The organism is Ruegeria sp. G2 (assembly GCF_056533505.1).
This window is the reverse complement of the sequence record NZ_JBQFON010000003.1, coordinates 42,816-60,338: the sequence shown is the minus strand read 5'-3', so window position 1 is coordinate 60,338 and position 17,523 is coordinate 42,816. Positions and strand designations below refer to the sequence as shown.

Annotated in this window: 16 protein-coding genes; 10 read left to right on the top strand and 6 right to left on the bottom strand. The window is 55.1% G+C overall.

Annotation, left to right across the window (positions count from 1 at the left end):
• Positions 1-53: 53 nt before the first annotated feature.
• From ACR0DU_RS07335 to ACR0DU_RS07315, 5 genes are read left to right on the top strand one after another with little or no spacing between them, the layout of a single operon-like run.
• The gene (locus tag ACR0DU_RS07335) at positions 54-920 is read left to right on the top strand and encodes a carbohydrate ABC transporter permease (protein ID WP_480873358.1); all 867 of its coding nucleotides are present in this window, start codon (positions 54-56) and stop codon (positions 918-920) included.
• 12 nt (positions 921-932) lie between these two features.
• Positions 933-1,763 carry a carbohydrate ABC transporter permease gene (locus tag ACR0DU_RS07330; RefSeq protein ID WP_010443328.1) on the top strand — a complete coding sequence of 277 codons (831 nt, stop codon included), beginning with the start codon at positions 933-935 and terminating at the stop codon, positions 1,761-1,763.
• 12 nt (positions 1,764-1,775) lie between these two features.
• Entirely contained in the window at positions 1,776-2,780 is a 1,005-nt protein-coding gene (locus tag ACR0DU_RS07325; protein WP_480873356.1) for an ABC transporter ATP-binding protein, read from the top strand.
• On the top strand, positions 2,777-3,550 hold the full coding sequence (locus tag ACR0DU_RS07320; RefSeq protein WP_480873354.1) for an L-iditol 2-dehydrogenase: 774 nt from the start codon (positions 2,777-2,779) through the stop codon (positions 3,548-3,550). The genes ACR0DU_RS07325 and ACR0DU_RS07320 overlap by 4 nt, the downstream gene beginning before the upstream one ends.
• Positions 3,550-5,061 carry a mannitol dehydrogenase family protein gene (locus ACR0DU_RS07315; protein WP_480873352.1) on the top strand — a complete coding sequence of 504 codons (1,512 nt, stop codon included), beginning with the start codon at positions 3,550-3,552 and terminating at the stop codon, positions 5,059-5,061. Before ACR0DU_RS07320 ends, ACR0DU_RS07315 begins: the two co-directional genes overlap by 1 nt.
• A 666-nt stretch (positions 5,062-5,727) precedes the next feature.
• Here ACR0DU_RS07315 and ACR0DU_RS07310 read toward each other — a convergent pair.
• From ACR0DU_RS07310 to ACR0DU_RS07290, 5 genes are all read right to left on the bottom strand, one after another.
• Positions 5,728-6,810: an ABC transporter ATP-binding protein gene (locus ACR0DU_RS07310; protein ID WP_480457719.1), complete on the bottom strand. Its 1,083-nt coding sequence runs from the start codon at positions 6,808-6,810 to the stop codon at positions 5,728-5,730.
• Between the two features lie 3 nt (positions 6,811-6,813).
• Positions 6,814-8,469, bottom strand: coding sequence for an alpha-glucosidase (locus tag ACR0DU_RS07305; protein WP_480873350.1), 1,656 nt, complete (start codon positions 8,467-8,469; stop codon positions 6,814-6,816).
• A gap of 9 nt (positions 8,470-8,478) precedes the next feature.
• Positions 8,479-9,627 carry a carbohydrate ABC transporter permease gene (locus ACR0DU_RS07300; protein ID WP_480873349.1) on the bottom strand — a complete coding sequence of 383 codons (1,149 nt, stop codon included), beginning with the start codon at positions 9,625-9,627 and terminating at the stop codon, positions 8,479-8,481.
• A gap of 12 nt (positions 9,628-9,639) precedes the next feature.
• Entirely contained in the window at positions 9,640-10,647 is a 1,008-nt protein-coding gene (locus ACR0DU_RS07295; protein WP_170476810.1) for a carbohydrate ABC transporter permease, read from the bottom strand.
• Positions 10,648-10,712: 65 nt separating this feature from the next.
• The gene (locus tag ACR0DU_RS07290; RefSeq protein WP_480873347.1) at positions 10,713-12,068 is read right to left on the bottom strand and encodes an ABC transporter substrate-binding protein; all 1,356 of its coding nucleotides are present in this window, start codon (positions 12,066-12,068) and stop codon (positions 10,713-10,715) included.
• 213 nt (positions 12,069-12,281) lie between these two features.
• Here ACR0DU_RS07290 and ACR0DU_RS07285 point away from each other — a divergent pair, with 213 nt between their 5' ends.
• On the top strand, positions 12,282-13,313 hold the full coding sequence (locus tag ACR0DU_RS07285; RefSeq protein ID WP_480873345.1) for a LacI family DNA-binding transcriptional regulator: 1,032 nt from the start codon (positions 12,282-12,284) through the stop codon (positions 13,311-13,313).
• A gap of 1 nt (position 13,314) precedes the next feature.
• Positions 13,315-14,625 carry a GH1 family beta-glucosidase gene (locus tag ACR0DU_RS07280; RefSeq protein WP_480873343.1) on the top strand — a complete coding sequence of 437 codons (1,311 nt, stop codon included), beginning with the start codon at positions 13,315-13,317 and terminating at the stop codon, positions 14,623-14,625.
• Between the two features lie 6 nt (positions 14,626-14,631).
• Here ACR0DU_RS07280 and ACR0DU_RS07275 read toward each other — a convergent pair whose 3' ends face one another.
• Positions 14,632-15,126: a ZrgA family zinc uptake protein gene (locus tag ACR0DU_RS07275; protein ID WP_480873341.1), complete on the bottom strand. Its 495-nt coding sequence runs from the start codon at positions 15,124-15,126 to the stop codon at positions 14,632-14,634.
• A 272-nt stretch (positions 15,127-15,398) separates the two neighbouring features.
• On the opposite strand from ACR0DU_RS07275, the gene ACR0DU_RS07270 reads away from it, so the two are divergent.
• The 3 genes from ACR0DU_RS07270 (at position 15,399) to bfr (ending at position 17,522) form a co-directional block, all read left to right on the top strand.
• Positions 15,399-16,667 carry an imelysin family protein gene (locus ACR0DU_RS07270; RefSeq protein WP_480873339.1) on the top strand — a complete coding sequence of 423 codons (1,269 nt, stop codon included), beginning with the start codon at positions 15,399-15,401 and terminating at the stop codon, positions 16,665-16,667.
• A gap of 128 nt (positions 16,668-16,795) precedes the next feature.
• Positions 16,796-17,089, top strand: coding sequence for a (2Fe-2S)-binding protein (locus tag ACR0DU_RS07265; protein ID WP_010443341.1), 294 nt, complete (start codon positions 16,796-16,798; stop codon positions 17,087-17,089).
• Complete coding sequence (bfr, locus tag ACR0DU_RS07260; protein WP_010443342.1) at positions 17,037-17,522, top strand: bacterioferritin; 486 nt, start codon at positions 17,037-17,039, stop codon at positions 17,520-17,522. The genes ACR0DU_RS07265 and bfr overlap by 53 nt, the downstream gene beginning before the upstream one ends.
• Position 17,523 lies beyond the last annotated feature (1 nt).

Genomic DNA, 17,523 nt, shown 5'->3' with positions numbered 1-17,523 from the left:
ACTCGCTTTTTCCTCGCAGGCTAGGTTACGCCTGAACAGAGAGGGTTTGCGTCATGGCAACTCAACACTCCCGATCCGTCGCGCGCCTGATGATGGCACCTGCAGTGGTCCTGCTTCTTGGCTGGATGCTCGTGCCGCTAACGATGACGCTGTATTTTTCCTTCAAGAAATACCTACCGCTGCGCGGAGGGGATCTGGGCTGGATCGGCTTCGACAACTATGTCCGGTTCGTCTCGTCCAGTTCCTTCTGGCCCGCTGTACAATCGACGCTGGTGATCGTAGGCGGTGTGCTGGTGATCACAGTGGTGCTGGGCATCCTTCTGGCGATGCTGCTGGACCAGCCCATGTGGGGTCAGGGCGTTGTCCGCATCCTCGTGATTGCGCCCTTCTTCGTCATGCCCACCGTGTCCGCGCTGGTCTGGAAGAACATGTTCATGGACCCGGTCAATGGCCTTTTGGCCCATCTATGGCGCTTTTTCGGGGCCGAGCCGATCTCATGGCTATCCGAGGCCTCGATGACTTCGATCATCATGATCGTCTCATGGCAGTGGCTGCCCTTCGCGACGCTGATCCTGCTGACCGCAATTCAGTCACTGGACAGTGAACAGCTGGAAGCAGCCGAAATGGATGGTGCCCCGGTGCTGAAGCGGTTCTATCACATAGTCCTGCCGCACCTCAGCCGCGCGATAACCATCGTGATCCTGATCCAGACGATCTTTCTTCTGTCGATCTTCGCCGAGATCTTCGTGACCACTGGCGGTGCATTCGGCACACGCACTCTCACCTACCTGATCTTCCAGCGTGTGTTGGAAAGCCAAAATGTAGGTCTTGGATCAGCCGGAGGTGTCTACGCCATCATCCTTGCCAATATCGTTGCCATCTTCCTAATGCGCATCGTTGGCAAAAATCTGGACGCGTGAGGAGGAACGACCATGGCCCGCGCCGTCACATCCCGTCGTAAATCGCTGAACACCGCCCTTGCCTGGGCCGTTGGTCTGCTGATCTTTTTCCCGATCCTCTGGACGATCCTGACCAGCTTCAAAACCGAAGCGCAGGCCATCGCAAGCCCACCGCTGTTTCTGAACTTCGATTGGACGCTTGAGAACTATGCCATCGTACAGGAACGTTCCGATTACATGCGGTTCCTGTGGAATTCGGTGATCATCGCAGGTGGATCAACCATTCTTGGCGTGATCATCGCGGTTCCCGCAGCCTGGGCGATGGCTTTCGTCCCGTCCAAGCGGACCAAGGACATCCTGCTATGGATGCTGTCCACCAAAATGCTACCTGCAGTGGGTGTTCTCTACCCGATCTATCTGCTGTTCATCCGGTTGGGTCTACTGGACACGCGCGGGGGGCTGGTCGTGGTGCTGATGCTGATCAACCTGCCGATCATCGTCTGGATGCTTTACACCTATTTCCGCGAAATTCCCGGTGAGATTCTGGAAGCCGCCCGGATGGATGGCGCCACGCTGAAAGAGGAAATCCTCTATGTGCTGACGCCGATGGCCGTGCCCGGCATTGCCTCGACGGTTTTGCTGAACTTTATCCTCGCATGGAATGAGGCGTTTTGGACGCTCAACCTGACGGCCGTTGACGCGGCCCCGCTGACCGCCTTCATCGCCAGCTATTCCAGCCCCGAAGGCCTGTTCTTCGCCAAGCTCAGCGCGGCATCGACCATGGCGATTGCACCAATCCTCATCCTTGGCTGGTTCAGCCAGAAACAACTTGTCCGTGGCCTGACTTTCGGCGCTGTGAAATAAGGAAGACGACTTATGGGACGTATTCAACTCAAGTCAGTGACCAAAAGCTTCGGCGACGTTGAGGTCATTCCACCGCTGGACTTGACCATCGAAGACGGAGAATTCACCGTCTTCGTCGGCCCCTCGGGTTGCGGCAAGTCCACCCTGCTGCGGCTCATTGCAGGGCTTGAGGATATCACGTCGGGCTCCATCGACATTGATGGCGCGGATGCAACAGACGTGCCGCCCGCCAAACGTGGTCTGGCCATGGTGTTCCAGTCTTATGCTCTGTATCCGCATATGACGGTGCGCAAAAACATCGCCTTTCCCCTGCGCATGGCCAAGCTGGATCAGGCCGAAATCGACAAACGTGTCAAGGGCGCGGCAAGCGTCCTGAATCTGAGCGATTATCTGGATCGTCGCCCGGGGCAGCTGTCGGGTGGGCAGCGTCAGCGTGTCGCCATTGGTCGTGCCATTGTTCGTGAGCCCTCAGCATTCCTGTTCGACGAGCCCCTTTCGAACCTCGACGCAGCCTTGCGCGTTGGCATGCGGTTGGAGATCAGCGAACTTCACGAACGCCTGGCGACCACGATGATCTACGTGACCCACGATCAGGTTGAGGCAATGACCATGGCCGATAAAATCGTCGTGCTTCAGGCCGGTGTGATCGAACAGGTCGGCAGCCCTCTGGAGCTTTACCGTACGCCACGCAACCTGTTTGTTGCAGGGTTCATCGGCTCGCCCAAGATGAACTTCATTGAAGGTGAAGAGGCCGCGAAACACGATGCCCAGACCATTGGCATCCGTCCTGAACACATCACCGTTTCCGAAACCGGAGGTGAATGGTCCGGAGTGGTCAGCGTCTCTGAGCACCTTGGCTCGGACACCTTCTTTCACGTCCACGAGACCGGCCTGGCTGAGACAATCACAGTCCGTGCAGATGGCGAAGTGGGCTTCCGCCACGGGGATCGCATTCATATGACACCGCGGGCTGACGTAATCCACCGGTTCGACGCGAAAGGCTTGCGGATCGAATGACACGCTTGGCTGGCAAAACCGCCCTGATCACCGGGGCTGCGCGAGGCATCGGATTGGCCTTTGCCAAAGCTTACGTCACCGAGGGCGCACGTGTTGCCATCGCAGACATCGACATCCAGCGCGCGAGAGACGCAGCTTCTGAGATCGGTGAGGCTGCTTTGGCTATCGAGATGGATGTGACCAACCAGCAGAGCATAGATGAGGCGGTGGCAAAAACAGCTGCCCATTTCGGCCTCATTGATATCTTGATAAACAATGCAGCCATCTTCACCGCCGCACCAATCGTTGAGATCGAGCGCATGGATTATAACCGCGTTTTTGACATCAACGTTGCTGGCACCTTGTTCACCATGCAAGCCGTCGCGCGCCACATGATTGAAAAAGGGACCAGAGGCCGGATCATCAATATGGCGTCACAGGCCGGGCGAAGAGGTGAACCTTTGGTCGCTATCTACTGCGCCAGTAAGGCGGCAATCATTTCTCTGACTCAATCGGCGGGGCTGAACCTGGTATCTCACGGTATCAACGTGAACGCGATTGCCCCCGGTGTCGTCGATGGCGAACACTGGGACGGCGTAGATGCGTTCTTCGCAAAACACGAAGGCAAACCCCCCGGCCAAAAGAAACGCGAAGTCGCCGCAACCGTCCCTTATGGTCGCATGGGTCGGGCCGATGACCTGACCGGGATGGCGGTTTTCCTGGCTTCTGACGATGCCAATTACATCGTCGCACAAACCTACAATGTAGACGGCGGAAACTGGATGAGCTGATGGATCCTGCAGCGAATGCAAAAACTCCGGTGCGACTGCGACTCGACAGCCTTGCAGACCTGCCCGCTACCGTCAGGCACCCTGCCTATCGGCGGTCGGATCTGAGGCCGGGCATCGTCCATATCGGGCTTGGCAATTTTCACCGTGCGCATCAAGCGTGGTACATTCACCAGTTAATGCAGCAAGGCCAAGCCCATGATTGGGCGATCATCGGGGCCGGCATACGAAACTACGACGCGGAGATGAGAGAGCGTCTGCTGGCTCAGGACTGTCTGACCACGTTGATTGAGCTAGACCCTACAAGGACATCCGCCGAGGTCATTGGTCCGATGGTTGACTATTTACCGATTGAGGCAGGTAATGTTGCCTTAATCCGGAAGATGGCCGACCCTGCCGTTCGTATTGTTTCTCTCACAGTTACCGAAGGCGGGTACTATCTGATCTCCAACACCGGTGCGCTTAACACCGATCACCAAGATATCCGCTACGATGCCGCAAACCCAAACCTGCCTCGAACGGCCTTTGGCTCCATAGTCGCGGCACTCAAACAGCGCCGAGCAAATGGCCTCAAACCCTTCACCGCGCTAAGCTGCGACAACCTTCAGGGCAACGGCACAATCCTGCGGAACTGCGTAGTTGGCTTGGCGCGCATGTCTGATCCTGATCTGGCCAACTGGATTGATCAAAACGGCGCATTCCCCAACTCGATGGTAGATTGCATCGTGCCAGCAACGACTGACGAGTTGGTATCGCAATGCCGCATCCTTGGTGTGGATGACCGCGCTCCTGTCTCGCACGAGAACTTTCGTCAATGGGTGATCGAGGATGAATTCTGCGCCGGGCGACCACCCCTCGAGCAGGTCGGGGTAACGCTGACCCAGAATGTTCACAGCTATGAGTCAATGAAACTCCGCATTTTGAACGGAGGCCACCAACTTCTCGCAAACGTTGGGGAAATTTTGAATGTCCCGACGATTTCATCCTGCATGCAGGATCCGGACATCCTGGCATTCTTCAGAACGGTTCAGATCGAAGAGATTCTGCCTCATGTCGAAGCTGTCCCCGAAACGACAGCGAAAGAGTACCTTGAGTTGGTTGAGAGGCGATTTGCAAACACAGCGATTCATGACACAACGCGCAGGGTCGCGTTCGACGGATCGGCGCGGCATCCGGGATTTCTACTGCCATCGCTACGCGATGCACTTGCATCGGGCTCTTCAGTAATCGGGCTTGCGCTGGCCGAAGCATTCTGGTGCCGGATGTGTGCGGGGGTTCGTGAAGACGGTTCCGAAATCGCCCCGAATGATCCCCTTTGGGAAAATCTATGTGAAACCGCGTTGGCTGCCAGAACCGATCCAGGACTGTGGCTCGAACAAAGTCTGTACAGCGGTGACTTTGACCGCGGCACACAATTTTCCAACGCCTTTGCCTCGTGGCTAACCAAGATCTGGCAGCGTGGTAGCCGAGCAGTATTAGCTGAGTATGTCGCGACCAATTCATTGTCGCACTAACTTCGCGTTACTTCGATCAATGGGTCGCGGACACACATTGTTGTTTTAGGATGGAACGGCAATGTCCGCCTCAGACACTCGGCCTTCGAAAAATACTGTTACAGCCACAGCCTGCTTCCCTCCGATCCCGCAAAACATCGAATGACCGACAAGGCACCAAATACCAAAGTGATCAAAAGCAGAAATGTGCGACACGAAACTCGACTCAAACCGACTTACGAGCACTGCCAATTGAGCAAAATTCCTTTATATTGTTAAATTTCAATATGTTGACAATAGACCCTGCCACTCCAGCCACGAATTCACGAAAACCAATGAAACCTAGGGGCAAAATCTATGCCTGACACGCAGTGTGTACCAGTCCTCAGTCACTGTAGATTAGAGTGCAACGCACCCCAATGCGCGAAAGCGCGCTGACACGTCCGGTCAATATCTAATCACAGCTCTGATCTTTGAATCCGTCGAGCGGCCGGTCGAAATGGCACCGGAGAGAGAAATCGTGCTCGTTCGGTCCAGCATGTGAGGACGCGGAGTTGAATTGGCAACTTGATGCGCCGCTGAGAACCGAGGTTTCAAGCACCAGACAAACTCAAATCTTAAGTCGCGATCACGCCAGGCGAATTGAATCTTACCTGACTGGGCCAAGCCCCATCCGACCGCGTGCAGTTAGCGACGCATCGATTGTCCGTTGTGGAACAAGTGCACCTTTTCCGGAGGGGCAGTGACGGATACGCTTTGCCCTCGCAGATTGCGCTGAACTCCCGGCAGTTTAGCGATCACTGCCTCTCGTCCCCCGGGCGCTGCAAAGTAAAGCAATGTAACCTCACCCAGAGCTTCGGTGAAATCCACAACACCTGAGTAGATCGCGCCGGCCTCAGTCATCTCCAGATCTTCGGGCCGAACGCCGATATTGACCTGTTTGCCTTCATCCGCTGCCTCTGTCTGGATGGATGAGACCGCAACACCGCCGTCGTCCAGTGTTACGGTCGTCGTCTCTCCGGTCGAGGTGATAGTACCCGGCAACAGGTTCATTGCAGGCGAGCCAATGAACTGCGCGACGAATTCATTGTCAGGCGTCTCATACAATTCCAGCGGAGTACCAACCTGCGCAATTCCTTTGTTGGCCAGAACGACGATGCGGCTGGCGAGCGTCATCGCCTCAACCTGATCGTGGGTGACGTAGATCATCGTGCTGTCAGGCATCGCTTCTTTCAGACGAGCGATCTCGATCCGCGTCGCTACGCGCAGGGCAGCATCCAAGTTCGAAAGCGGCTCGTCGAACAGATAGACCTTCGGATCGCGAACAATGGCACGACCGATAGCTACGCGTTGGCGCTGACCGCCGGACAACGCTTTGGGCAGGCGATCTAGCAAGGGCTCAAGCTGCAAGATCTGCGCCGCACGCTCCACTGCGGCATCAACCTCGGCACTGGGCAACTTGGCGATCTTGAGCGCGAAGGCCATGTTCTCGCGCACCGTCATATGCGGATAAAGCGCATAGGACTGGAACACCATCGCGATGCCTCGCTGTGCGGGTGGTACGTCATTGACCACCTGCCCTTCGATCTCAAGCGTTCCGCCCGTGATCTTTTCAAGACCCGCGATCATCCGCAGCAGAGTAGACTTGCCGCAACCTGATGGGCCAACGAAGACAATCAATTCGCCTTGCTCGATCTCGAGATCGATATGCTTCAGAACATCGACCGGGCCATAGGATTTGGCCACATCTGTAAGCTTGAGTTCCGACATGGTTTACCTCTTTTCCCGAGCCAATAGACCGAATTGAGCGGCGTTCAGCATCAACGTGCCTTCCCCGCGAACGCCGCCCAACATCTCCCCGATTACTTTCCAGTCGCCTTCTGGCAGTGTCACGTCCACCGGATCGTCACCCAGATTGAAGGCGCAGAAAACCTGCTCTGCTTCATCCTCGCGGGTGAAGGTCAAGACCGAACCGATTTGTGACATCCCTGTCTGCTTGCCGGACATCAGTGCCGAGTGCGAATGGCGCAAAGCAATCGCATGGCGGTAGTGGTGCAGCATCGACGCCGGGTCTTGTTCCAACCGGTCCACCGCCCGCTCAGCTTGAGTGGCACTGACCGGCAACCAGGGGCGACCCGCGCTGAACCCGGATTGTTCGTCCTGCGCGGCCCAGACCATTGGTGTGCGACATCCGTCACGGCCTTTGAATTCAGGCCAGAATTCGATGCCATAGGGGTCTTGCAAATCCTCGAACGCAACATCCGCCTCGGGCAGACCCAGTTCCTCACCCTGATACAGGCAGGCCGAGCCACGCAGGCACATCATGAGAACAGCGTGCTGCCGGACAGCTGAATCGTCCAAACCCCAACGCGAAGCATGGCGTTGCACGTCGTGGTTCGAGAAGGCCCAACAGGGCCATGCATCACCTGCCTTGTCCTCAAGCTGGTCAAAAACCTGCTTTGCGTAAGCTGCCGTCAAAGCCCGCTTTTCAAGGAATTCGAAGGCATAGCACATGTGCATCCGCTTATCACCACTGGTGTATTCCCCCATGATCTCCAACCCGCGCTGTGCGTCACCGACCTCACCCAGACAGGCGCGGCCTTCATATTCGTCAGTCAGGGCGCGCAGCCGTTCTAGGAAGGCGATATTCTCGGGCTGGCTTTTGGAATAGAGGTGGTCCTGATGGTTATACGGGTTCACCATCGGGGCAATTGACGCGTTGCGTTGATCCATCGGCAGGCCGGGATTGTCGCGCAGCTGGGCATCGTGGAAATAGAAGTTGATCGTGTCCAGACGAAACCCATCGACTCCCAAATCCAACCAGAACCGAGCGACATCCAGCAGGGCATCCTGAACATCCTTGCAATGGAAGTTCAGATCGGGCTGTGACGTGAGGAAGTTGTGCAGATAATACTGCAACCGCCGGGCATCCCACTGCCACGCCGAGCCACCAAAGATCGAAAGCCAGTTATTCGGAGGTGTCCCGTCCGGCTTGGGATCAGCCCAGACATACCAATCGGATTGCGGATTCTCTCGGCTTGCGCGGCTTTCTTTGAACCATGGGTGTTGATCCGACGTATGCGAAAGCACGAGGTCGATCATCACCTTCAGCCCATGCGCATGAGCCTGATCCAAAAGTTCTTTGAAATCCGCCATGGTGCCGAACATCGGATCGACATCGCGGTAGTCGCTGACGTCATAACCGAAATCCTTCATCGGAGATTTGAAGAACGGCGATATCCAGATCGCATCAACCCCCAGCGAGGCGATATAGCCAAGCCGCTGTGTGATGCCCTTGAGGTCTCCGATCCCGTCGCCATTGCTGTCCTGAAAGCTGCGCGGATAGATCTGATAGATTACCCCGCCCCGCCACCAGTCTGACGCCGCTTTGGTTGCTTCAAATGCTGTCGCGTTAGTCTGCACGTTCATCACACGCCCTTATTTTACGGAACCGGCCAGCAAGCCGCGAACCAGATATTTCTGCATTGCAAAGAAGACTGCCAACGGCACCGCGATTGAGACAAACGCCGCCGTGGCCAGGATTTCCCAGTTACCACCCCGCGTGCCCAAGAGCTCGACGATGCGGTTGGTCATCACCGTTGTCTGGCCGCTGGCATCGATCAGGAACACTTTAGCGACCAGCAGATCGTTCCATGTCCACAGGAACTGGAAGATCGCAAAGGATGCCAGTGCCGGGAAGCTGAGCGGCAGGATAAGCTTGGTGAATATCTGAAACTCAGTCGCACCATCGACCCGCGCGTTCTCGATCAGATCACGCGGCAGCCCGGCCATGTAGTTCCGCAACAGATAGATCGCCAGCGGCATCCCGAACCCGGTATGAGCCATCCAGACACCCAGATATCCTTTGCCTATGCCGATATTGAGATGCAGCTTCAGCAAAGGGATCAGTGCCAATTGCAATGGCACCACCAACAGGCCAACCACCGCAGCAATCAGAAGCGCCCGCCCAGGGAAATCCATCCAGGCCAGCGCATAGGCCGCAAAAGCCGCAACAAGGATCGGGATGATCGTCGCCGGGATCGTCACCGTCAGAGTATTAAAGAAGGCCTTGCCCATACTGTCTGAACTATTTGCGTTGAACAGAACATGGGCATAGTTCTCGAAGGTGAATTCTGGTGGCAGAGTTGTGGTCACAAAGACCCGGGAGCCGCGCTTACCCGAAAACTCTTCGGTGTTTTCCATGCGATAGTCGCCATTGGCCTGAACCGTGATCATCCCACCGCGACGCAGCTCGGCTTTTTCACCCGGAGCAAAGGCATCAATCGCGCGCGAATTCACACCCCATCGCGAAATGTCCGAGGCCCGTTCACCATCGAAGATATTGCCTTCAATCACATAGAGACCATCCTGCAAAACTTGCGTTTCAGGTGCAGCCGCGCGCAGAGTCAGGTTCTGCTCAGACGGGAAGAGGGCCCGCCACCAACCGCTACTGGCAATTTGATCTCCTGTTCTGAAGGACGAAATCAACAAACCCAGTGTAGGGAATACCCAAAGCACCACAAGCAGCACGACCGAAGCGTGGACAACCCATCTGAGGGCTGGGCGGGTTCCTGCAATATCGCTCATATCCCCAACCTCCTACTGCATTTCTTTGCGCGCATTGCGCACGTTCCAGATCAGGATCGGTGTCACCAGCAACATGATCACCATGGCGGATGCCGACCCCACGCCCCAGTCATTGGCGCGGAACATCTTGTCGTACATGTAATTGGCCAGAACCTGCGTCTCCCACTGGCCGTTGGTCATGGCAAAGACGATGTCAAAGACCTTGAGCACCACGATGGTGATGGTGGTCCAGACAACCATGATCGTCGTTTTGATCTGTGGCACCTTGATCTTAAAGAAAATCTGAAACGGGTTGGCCCCGTCCAAAATGGCGGCCTCAATGGTCTCTTCCGGGATACCGCGCAAGGCAGCAGACAAGATGACCATGGCAAAGCCGGTTTGAATCCAGACCAGCACAATCATCAGGAAAAAATTGTTCCAGAATGGAAGCGTCAGCCAAGTATGCGTCTCGGTTCCACCAAAGAAGATATAGATCGCGTTCAGAACGCCGATCTGATCCTGATCGGGTGGGCGCGCGTCATAGACCAATTTCCAGATCACCGAGGCACCCACGAAGGAAATCGCCATCGGCATAAAGATCAGCGACTTAGCGACATTGCCCCAACGAATGCGATCCGTGAGCTGCGCGACTAACAGGCCAAAGGCAGTGGACATCGCAGGCACAACAATCAGCCAAAGCATGTTGTTGCGCATTGCCTCCCAGAATTTGGGCTCGGCGAGCATTTGGGAGTAGTTATCGAAACCCGCCCATTCGTATCCGCCACCGGCTACGCGATCGGTCAGCGAAAGGCGCAGTGTTTCGAATACCGGATAGGCAAGATAGACCCCAAGCGCGAGGATCGCGGGAAGCAGGAACAACCAGGGCCGGATCATGTTCGCGCGGTTGATATTACGCCCCGCATTAGGACCACGCGCAGGAAACAGGACCTTATCCAAGAACTGGTTGGACAGATAGAAATAGCCCACGCATCCCGACACACCGATTACGATTGTTAGCAGGCCCTGAATTGCCGGATTCATGGCGTCCTCTCCCTTGCTAGGGTTCCGGGCAACCTGAATGATAGGTTGCCCAAAGGTTCAGTGGTTTACTTGAGTGCGTCCCAGGACGACTGGATTTCGCTGGTGACATCTTCGGCGGATTTACCTCCGGTGTAGTCGACCATCCCGGTCCAGAATGTACCCGCGCCCACGGCGCCCGGCATCAGGTCAGATCCATCAAAGCGGAAGGTCGTCGCACCCAACAGAATGTCACCCAGACCACGCAGAGTATCGTCCTTGTAGGCTTCGGTGTTAACGCCTTTATGCGGGGTCAGGAAACCTGTTTGCGCCATCATCACCTCATGCGCGATTGGCTGCTTCAGGAACTCCATGAACGCGCTAGTCGCATCCGAGGGATCACTGACGGCCATCAGCGTACCACCGCCTAGAACCGGGTTACCCAAGTCTTTGTCGGCGAAAGACGGCATGTAGAAGAAGTCTGCATCGAGACCGAACTCAACATCTTCGGGGAAAAAGGCCGGAACGAAGGAGGCCTGACGGTGCATGTAGCATTGCGGCGGCGATGAGAACATGCCTTTGGGGCTGTCGCGGAAGTCAGTCGAGGCCACGGCCCCTGCCCCACCAGAAACCTTCGCGTCATCGCGTGCAAACCAGCCAAATTCTTCGATTGCGGCGATCACGCGTGGATCATCAAACGGTATCTCATTTGTCACCCACTGGTCATAAACTTCAGGTGGCTGCGTGCGCAGCATCATGTCTTCCACCCAGTCAGTCGCTGGCCAGCCCGTGGCGGCACCCGATCCTAGACCAATGCACCAAGGTGTCTCACCGTCAGCGACGATCTGTTCGGTCAGTGCTTTCAGTTCCTCCATGGTCGTTGGTACTTCGTACCCGGCATCCTCGAAGTTCTCCGGGTTGTACCAAACCAGAGACTTGACGTTCACGTTGTAGAAGAAGCCGTACATCTGGTCATTGCCATCGGCATCTTTATAGGTGCCCAGGTCAACCCATGAATTTCCGGCCGCATAGTTGTCGCCAACCCAACTGGCCATGCCTTCACCCAAAGGCGTTAGTTGTCCTTTGGAGGCCATGATCGCCGCCAGTCCGGGCTGAGGGAATACGGCGATGTTCGGGGCGGAGCCCGCTTCGGCATCGATAACGATCTGCTGCTCGAAACTGTCAGAGCCAGTGTAGATCACATCCGCGCCGGTCGCCGCCTCGAAATAGGCAGTCATGTTGTTGAAATAACCATCTTCCGGTGTCAACCAAGGACCAGCGATAGTGACGGTCTGACCGCTCAGATCAGGCGCACTTTCAGCCCAGGCTTTATAGCTATCCCAGTTGAACGGCCCTTCACCAGGTGTAAAGGCCAAGTCTTCGGCACACGCGGTCCCTGCCAGCAGAGCGGTCACTGCCGCACCTGCATAAAGCGAGCGTTTCATGAATTTTCCTCCCAGACTTTACGGCGCAAACAAGATTCGTTTTCAAAGCGCTTTGGATAGATCACTTTATCCGCTAACATTCCGAGTCTGTCAACATCTCGCAAATAGTTGCCGTAATATTGAGTTATTAGGCTCAAATATCAAAACGGGTTGACGGAACCTGAAATTCCAAACAAAACAATAGGACCGCAACTTGAAAGCGCTTTGAATACTATGAACCTAAAGAAACTCTCAGAGATTCTTGGTCTTTCACAGACAACCGTCAGCCGAGCGCTGAACGGTTATCCCGAAGTGAATGAGGAAACGCGTATCCGGGTTCAGGCTGCCGCTACTAAACACGGATACCGCCCAAATAGCCGCGCCAAAGGACTGGCGACAGGGCGATCCATGGTAATTGGGCACGTGATCCCGTTCTCTTCTCAGCACGAGATGGTCAATCCGATATTTGGTGATTTTGTTGCAGGTGCTGCGCGCACTTACGCACAGAATAACTATGATATGATGTTCACGCACGCGCCCGACACCTCAGTCGAAGACTCCTATCGAAGCCTGTTCAACCGAGGGGTCGTGGACGGCGTCGTGCTTCAAGGCCCCAAAGTCAACGAGCCGCGGATATCCGCCCTGTCGCAAATGGGGGTGCCGTTCATTGTACATGGTCGTTCTACGGGTGCCGACGTTCCTTACGACTGGATCGACGTGAACAATCAGCGCTCATTCGAGAGGGCGACACAATTTTTAATCGATCTCGGCCACCGGCGCATTGCACTGATCAACGGGCTGGAAGAGATGGACTTTGCTCAGCGCCGTCGGAATGGATACGTCTCAGCGTTAAAACACTCAGGAATTGAGATTGCGCCGGAGCTGTTGCGCAGCGCCGAGATGACAGAAATTTACGGGCATCAAACCGCCTGCGACATGCTGGATCTGGACGATCCGCCGACGGCCATTCTTGCCTCGTCAATCATCTCAGCCGTTGGTGTCCGGAGGGCCCTGGAAAATCGCGGCCTGAAGATGGGGCGGGATATTTCAGTCATCGCGCATGATGACGAACTGTCCTACATGCGCAACGGCATAGATGTTCCGATATTCACCGCCACGCGGTCCTCGGTAAGACATGCCGGAGAGTTGGCTGCTGAAATGCTGATTGGACGGATCAACGCCCCCAACGACCCACCCAAAACGCGCCTGTTAGAGGCCGAGCTTGTTGTTGGCAGCTCAACCGGTCCAGCTCCACAGAGGATGTGAAATGAAACACAAACGCTCGGATTTTCCGGTAGATTTTCAGTTTGGCGTTGCAACGTCGGCCTACCAGATTGAGGGTCATGCTCAGGGTGGCGCAGGAAAGACCCATTGGGACAGTTTCGCGGCCACTCCAGGAAACGTCGTAAACGCTGAAAACGGCGATTTGGCCTGCGACCACTACAATCGATATGAACAGGATTTGGATCTGATCCGGGACGCTGGGTTCGACTGCTATCGTTTCTCGACCAGCTGGGCTCGAATCTTACCCGAGGGACGCGGGCCAGTCAATCAACAAGGCCTTGATTTCTATGATCGTTTAGTTGACGCCCTACTTGAACGCGGCATCAAACCCTGCGCAACGCTGTATCACTGGGAACTCCCCTCGCCGCTTGCTGACTTAGGCGGCTGGCGAAACCGAGATATCGCGAATTGGTTCGCTGATTTTACAGAAATCATCATGGGCCGTATCGGCGATCGCATGTTCAGCGTGGCATCCATCAACGAGCCCTGGTGCGTAAGCTGGCTCAGTCATTTCGAGGGCCAACATGCCCCTGGCTTGCGTGATATCCGCGCTACCGCCCGTGCCATGCATCATGTCTTGCTTGCCCATGGTCGCGCAATCGAGGTTATGCGTGAATTGGGCATGTCCAATCTGGGTGCGGTGTTCAATCTGGAATGGTCGGAACCTGCCGATGATAGCACCGAAGCACGTTCTGCGGCGGCCCTATATGACGGGATCTACAACCGGTTCTTCTTGAGCGGGGTCTTTAACAAATCCTACCCCGAGAATGTTCTGGAGGGTTTAGCACCGCACCTACCCAAAGGTTGGCAGGACGATTTTGAGACAATCGGCAGTCCGGTCGATTGGTGTGGGCTGAATTTCTATACGCGCAAGCTAATTACACACTCCGACTCGGCCTGGCCCGCTTTAAAAGAGGTTCCAGGCCCGCTGCCCAAAACACAGATGGGATGGGAAATTGATCCTGCGGCGCTTTCGCGATTTCTAATCCGAACTGCACGCGATTACACGGGCGATCTATCGATATATGTCACTGAAAACGGTATGGCGAGCGTTGAGCGCCAACAGGATGAGGATCGAATTGATTATCTGGATCAACATCTGGCTGAAGTGCGTCGGGCTTTGGATCACGGTGTGCCGATCAAAGGATATTTTGTCTGGTCGTTGCTGGACAATTACGAATGGGCGCTGGGGTATGAAAAACGCTTTGGACTGGTCGATGTAGATTTCAAAACGTTGGAGCGAACACCCAAAGCATCATATTTTGCCTTGAAAAACGCGCTGACGCAAAACTAACGCACACTAGTCCTGCAGGGTCAGCACCGGCTGATCGCGATACACCGTATAGCTGAAGGCGCCTTCGACCGAAATCAAACTGACGTCCAGTTTCTGAGCGTCGGGAAATAATTCAAAATAGGTGAACCGGATCGACGTCACCAAATCTATTTCCTCGCATTCCAACACATAGTCCGCTTGAAATTCGGCGTGTTCCCTGGTGTGATTTTCGGTTTTGTCATCCACTTGCCCAAAACCAACCCCAACAAGGGCCACATTCGCAGACGCGGTTTCGCATCCAGCTTCTGATGGCAAATTGAACAACCTCAACGGTTCTGAGAGATCCGATATCGCGGCCGCAACTTCTGCCCGTTCTTCGTCGTTTTCTGCTGAGTGCTCAAAGCCCACGACATCCATGCCCGGGGCCGCAAGAATCACGGTGAACTCATTACTATCCATTGATATCGCCACTCGCCCAACACTGTGGGTATGCGCTTCGACCGCAGCCAACTTTTGAGCCATTGGTATGGTTGGCAAGAGCATTAACAGTACTGCCGCGCATTTCATCTCAAACACCATTAAACAAACAAATCTCGTATTATTTTAGTCTAATTACCCTCCTGCGCAATTGGCTTACATGCATTTCAACCCCACCAGATATGGGGAAGCAAATTCAGACTTTATATCCGACAATAAAAGTCAGGTTGACTTTGTTGACTAATTAACTCAGATATTTCCGCGTCCACCCCGTAACTGTACGGGAACCGAACCCGTTGAAAAGGAATGAATTCCAAATGACCAAATTATTCACTGCGACCAGCGCCCTTACGTTGTGCATCGCAGGTGCAGCTGTCGCCGACGCCCCGTCTAAAGCAGATATTCTGAGCACCTATGCCAACATCGCGGAAGCCAAGTTTGACGACAGCCTGATTGCCGCGAAGAAGCTGCAAGCTGCCGTCAACGCTCTGATCGCTGACCCGTCTGATGCCACGCTGAACGCCGCCCGCGCCGCATGGGTCGCCGCGCGCGTGCCTTATCAGCAGACCGAGGTTTATCGCTTTGGCAACGCTATCGTCGACGACTGGGAAGGCAAAGTGAATGCCTGGCCATTGGACGAAGGCCTGATCGACTATGTGGACGCGTCGTACGGAGGCCCGAGCGATGAGAACGAGTTCGCCGTGCTGAACGTCATCGCCAACCCCAGCTTTGAACTGTCTGGCGAAACCATCGACGCCAGTGATATCACTCCGACCCTGTTGTCGGACACGCTGCACGAAGCTGACGGGATCGAAGCAAACGTCGCGACCGGTTATCACGCCATCGAATTCCTGCTTTGGGGCCAGGACCTTAACGGTCATGAGGCGGGCGCAGGCAACCGTCCTTACACCGACTATGTAGACGGTGACGGCTGCACTGGCGGTAATTGCGATCGTCGGGCCCAGTATCTGAGCGCCGCAACCGATCTGCTGATCAGCGATCTGGAATGGATGACGGCCCAGTGGGCTGAAGGCGGTGATGCGCGTGCCGCACTGGCAGTAGACGAGACTGCCGGTGTAAGTGCAATCCTGACCGGCATGGGCTCGCTGTCCTATGGTGAACAGGCGGGTGAACGCATGCGCTTGGGCCTGATGCTGAACGATCCCGAAGAAGAGCATGATTGCTTTGCCGACAACACCCATAACAGCCACTATTACGATGGTCTGGGCATCCAGAACGTGTATCTGGGAAGCTACACCCGCATTGATGGCACTCCGGTATCTGGTGCATCGTTGTCCGATCTGGTTGTCGCAACCGATCCGTCGTTGGATGCAGAGATGAAAGCCAAGCTCGCGAGCACCATGAAAGCTTTGGGCAACATCAAGTCGACTGCCGAGGCTGGTTTTGCTTATGATCAGATGCTGGAGCGCGGCAACGAAGGCGGTGAAGCTCTGATCATGGGTGGCGTGAATGGACTGATCGACCAAACCAAAACCATTGAACGTATCGTGACTCTGCTGGAACTTGACCAGATCGAGTTCGAAGGCTCGGACAGCCTGGATAATCCTGACGCGGTATTCCATTAAACGCTATGGCCGGGCGCGATGGAATTGCGCTCTGCCCCTTCTACGAAATGGGTGTGGCGTCTTGACACTGGACGCAAAACTATAAACCAACTATTTCACTAAGAATAACGAAATCAGGCTGAGTCGCCATGATTATATGCCACTGCACCAATATCTCAGACCACGACATCCGCGCCGCGATCAGCTGGATGCGCACCGCAGACCCGCAGACCATAATCACCCCTGGCAAGATCTATCATGCCCTTGGTAAATCAGCGGATTGCGGCGGATGTATGCCTCTTTTCCTAGACACAATGCGTTCTGACGATAATCTGGAAGTCCCCATGCAGCTTCGAACATTGCGGTCCGGAGCATCACAGGAGAAGTCACATGAAAGGCGATCCCAAGGTTATCGAATATCTAAACAAATCACTGCGGCATGAACTGACGGCTGTTAGCCAGTACTGGTTGCACTATCGCCTGCAGGAAGATTGGGGGCTTGGCCATATGGCTAAGAAAAGTCGCGAAGAATCCATCGAAGAGATGGAGCACGCGGACAAGCTGATTGAACGTATTATTTTTCTCGAAGGTCACCCCAACCTGCAAAAACTTGATCCATTGCGGATCGGCCAGACACCCAAGGAAACTCTTGAATGCGATCTGGCAGCCGAAATTGATGCAAGAGCTCTTTATAAGGAAGCGCGCGAGTATTGCCGGGATGCCGGCGACTACGTGTCGATGTCTCTGTTTGAGAAATTGATGTCCGATGAAGAGGACCATATCGACTTTCTCGAAACACAGCTCGACCTCTATGAAAGGATTGGCGAAGCCAACTATGCGCAACTCAACGCATCAACCATGGACGAGGGCGAGTAGG

Excerpts from the sequence above, each read along its gene's own strand:
- ACR0DU_RS07335 (WP_480873358.1), top strand. The coding sequence starts at position 54 with ATGGCAACTCAACACTCCCGATCCGTCGCGCGCCTGATGATGGCACCT.
- ACR0DU_RS07330 (WP_010443328.1), top strand. The coding sequence starts at position 933 with ATGGCCCGCGCCGTCACATCCCGTCGTAAATCGCTGAACACCGCCCTT.
- ACR0DU_RS07325 (WP_480873356.1), top strand. The coding sequence starts at position 1,776 with ATGGGACGTATTCAACTCAAGTCAGTGACCAAAAGCTTCGGCGACGTT.
- ACR0DU_RS07320 (WP_480873354.1), top strand. The coding sequence starts at position 2,777 with ATGACACGCTTGGCTGGCAAAACCGCCCTGATCACCGGGGCTGCGCGA.
- ACR0DU_RS07315 (WP_480873352.1), top strand. The coding sequence starts at position 3,550 with ATGGATCCTGCAGCGAATGCAAAAACTCCGGTGCGACTGCGACTCGAC.
- ACR0DU_RS07310 (WP_480457719.1), bottom strand. The coding sequence starts at position 6,810 with ATGTCGGAACTCAAGCTTACAGATGTGGCCAAATCCTATGGCCCGGTC.
- ACR0DU_RS07305 (WP_480873350.1), bottom strand. The coding sequence starts at position 8,469 with ATGAACGTGCAGACTAACGCGACAGCATTTGAAGCAACCAAAGCGGCG.
- ACR0DU_RS07300 (WP_480873349.1), bottom strand. The coding sequence starts at position 9,627 with ATGAGCGATATTGCAGGAACCCGCCCAGCCCTCAGATGGGTTGTCCAC.
- ACR0DU_RS07295 (WP_170476810.1), bottom strand. The coding sequence starts at position 10,647 with ATGAATCCGGCAATTCAGGGCCTGCTAACAATCGTAATCGGTGTGTCG.
- ACR0DU_RS07290 (WP_480873347.1), bottom strand. The coding sequence starts at position 12,068 with ATGAAACGCTCGCTTTATGCAGGTGCGGCAGTGACCGCTCTGCTGGCA.
- ACR0DU_RS07285 (WP_480873345.1), top strand. The coding sequence starts at position 12,282 with ATGAACCTAAAGAAACTCTCAGAGATTCTTGGTCTTTCACAGACAACC.
- ACR0DU_RS07280 (WP_480873343.1), top strand. The coding sequence starts at position 13,315 with ATGAAACACAAACGCTCGGATTTTCCGGTAGATTTTCAGTTTGGCGTT.
- ACR0DU_RS07275 (WP_480873341.1), bottom strand. The coding sequence starts at position 15,126 with ATGGCTCAAAAGTTGGCTGCGGTCGAAGCGCATACCCACAGTGTTGGG.
- ACR0DU_RS07270 (WP_480873339.1), top strand. The coding sequence starts at position 15,399 with ATGACCAAATTATTCACTGCGACCAGCGCCCTTACGTTGTGCATCGCA.
- ACR0DU_RS07265 (WP_010443341.1), top strand. The coding sequence starts at position 16,796 with ATGATTATATGCCACTGCACCAATATCTCAGACCACGACATCCGCGCC.
- bfr (WP_010443342.1), top strand. The coding sequence starts at position 17,037 with ATGAAAGGCGATCCCAAGGTTATCGAATATCTAAACAAATCACTGCGG.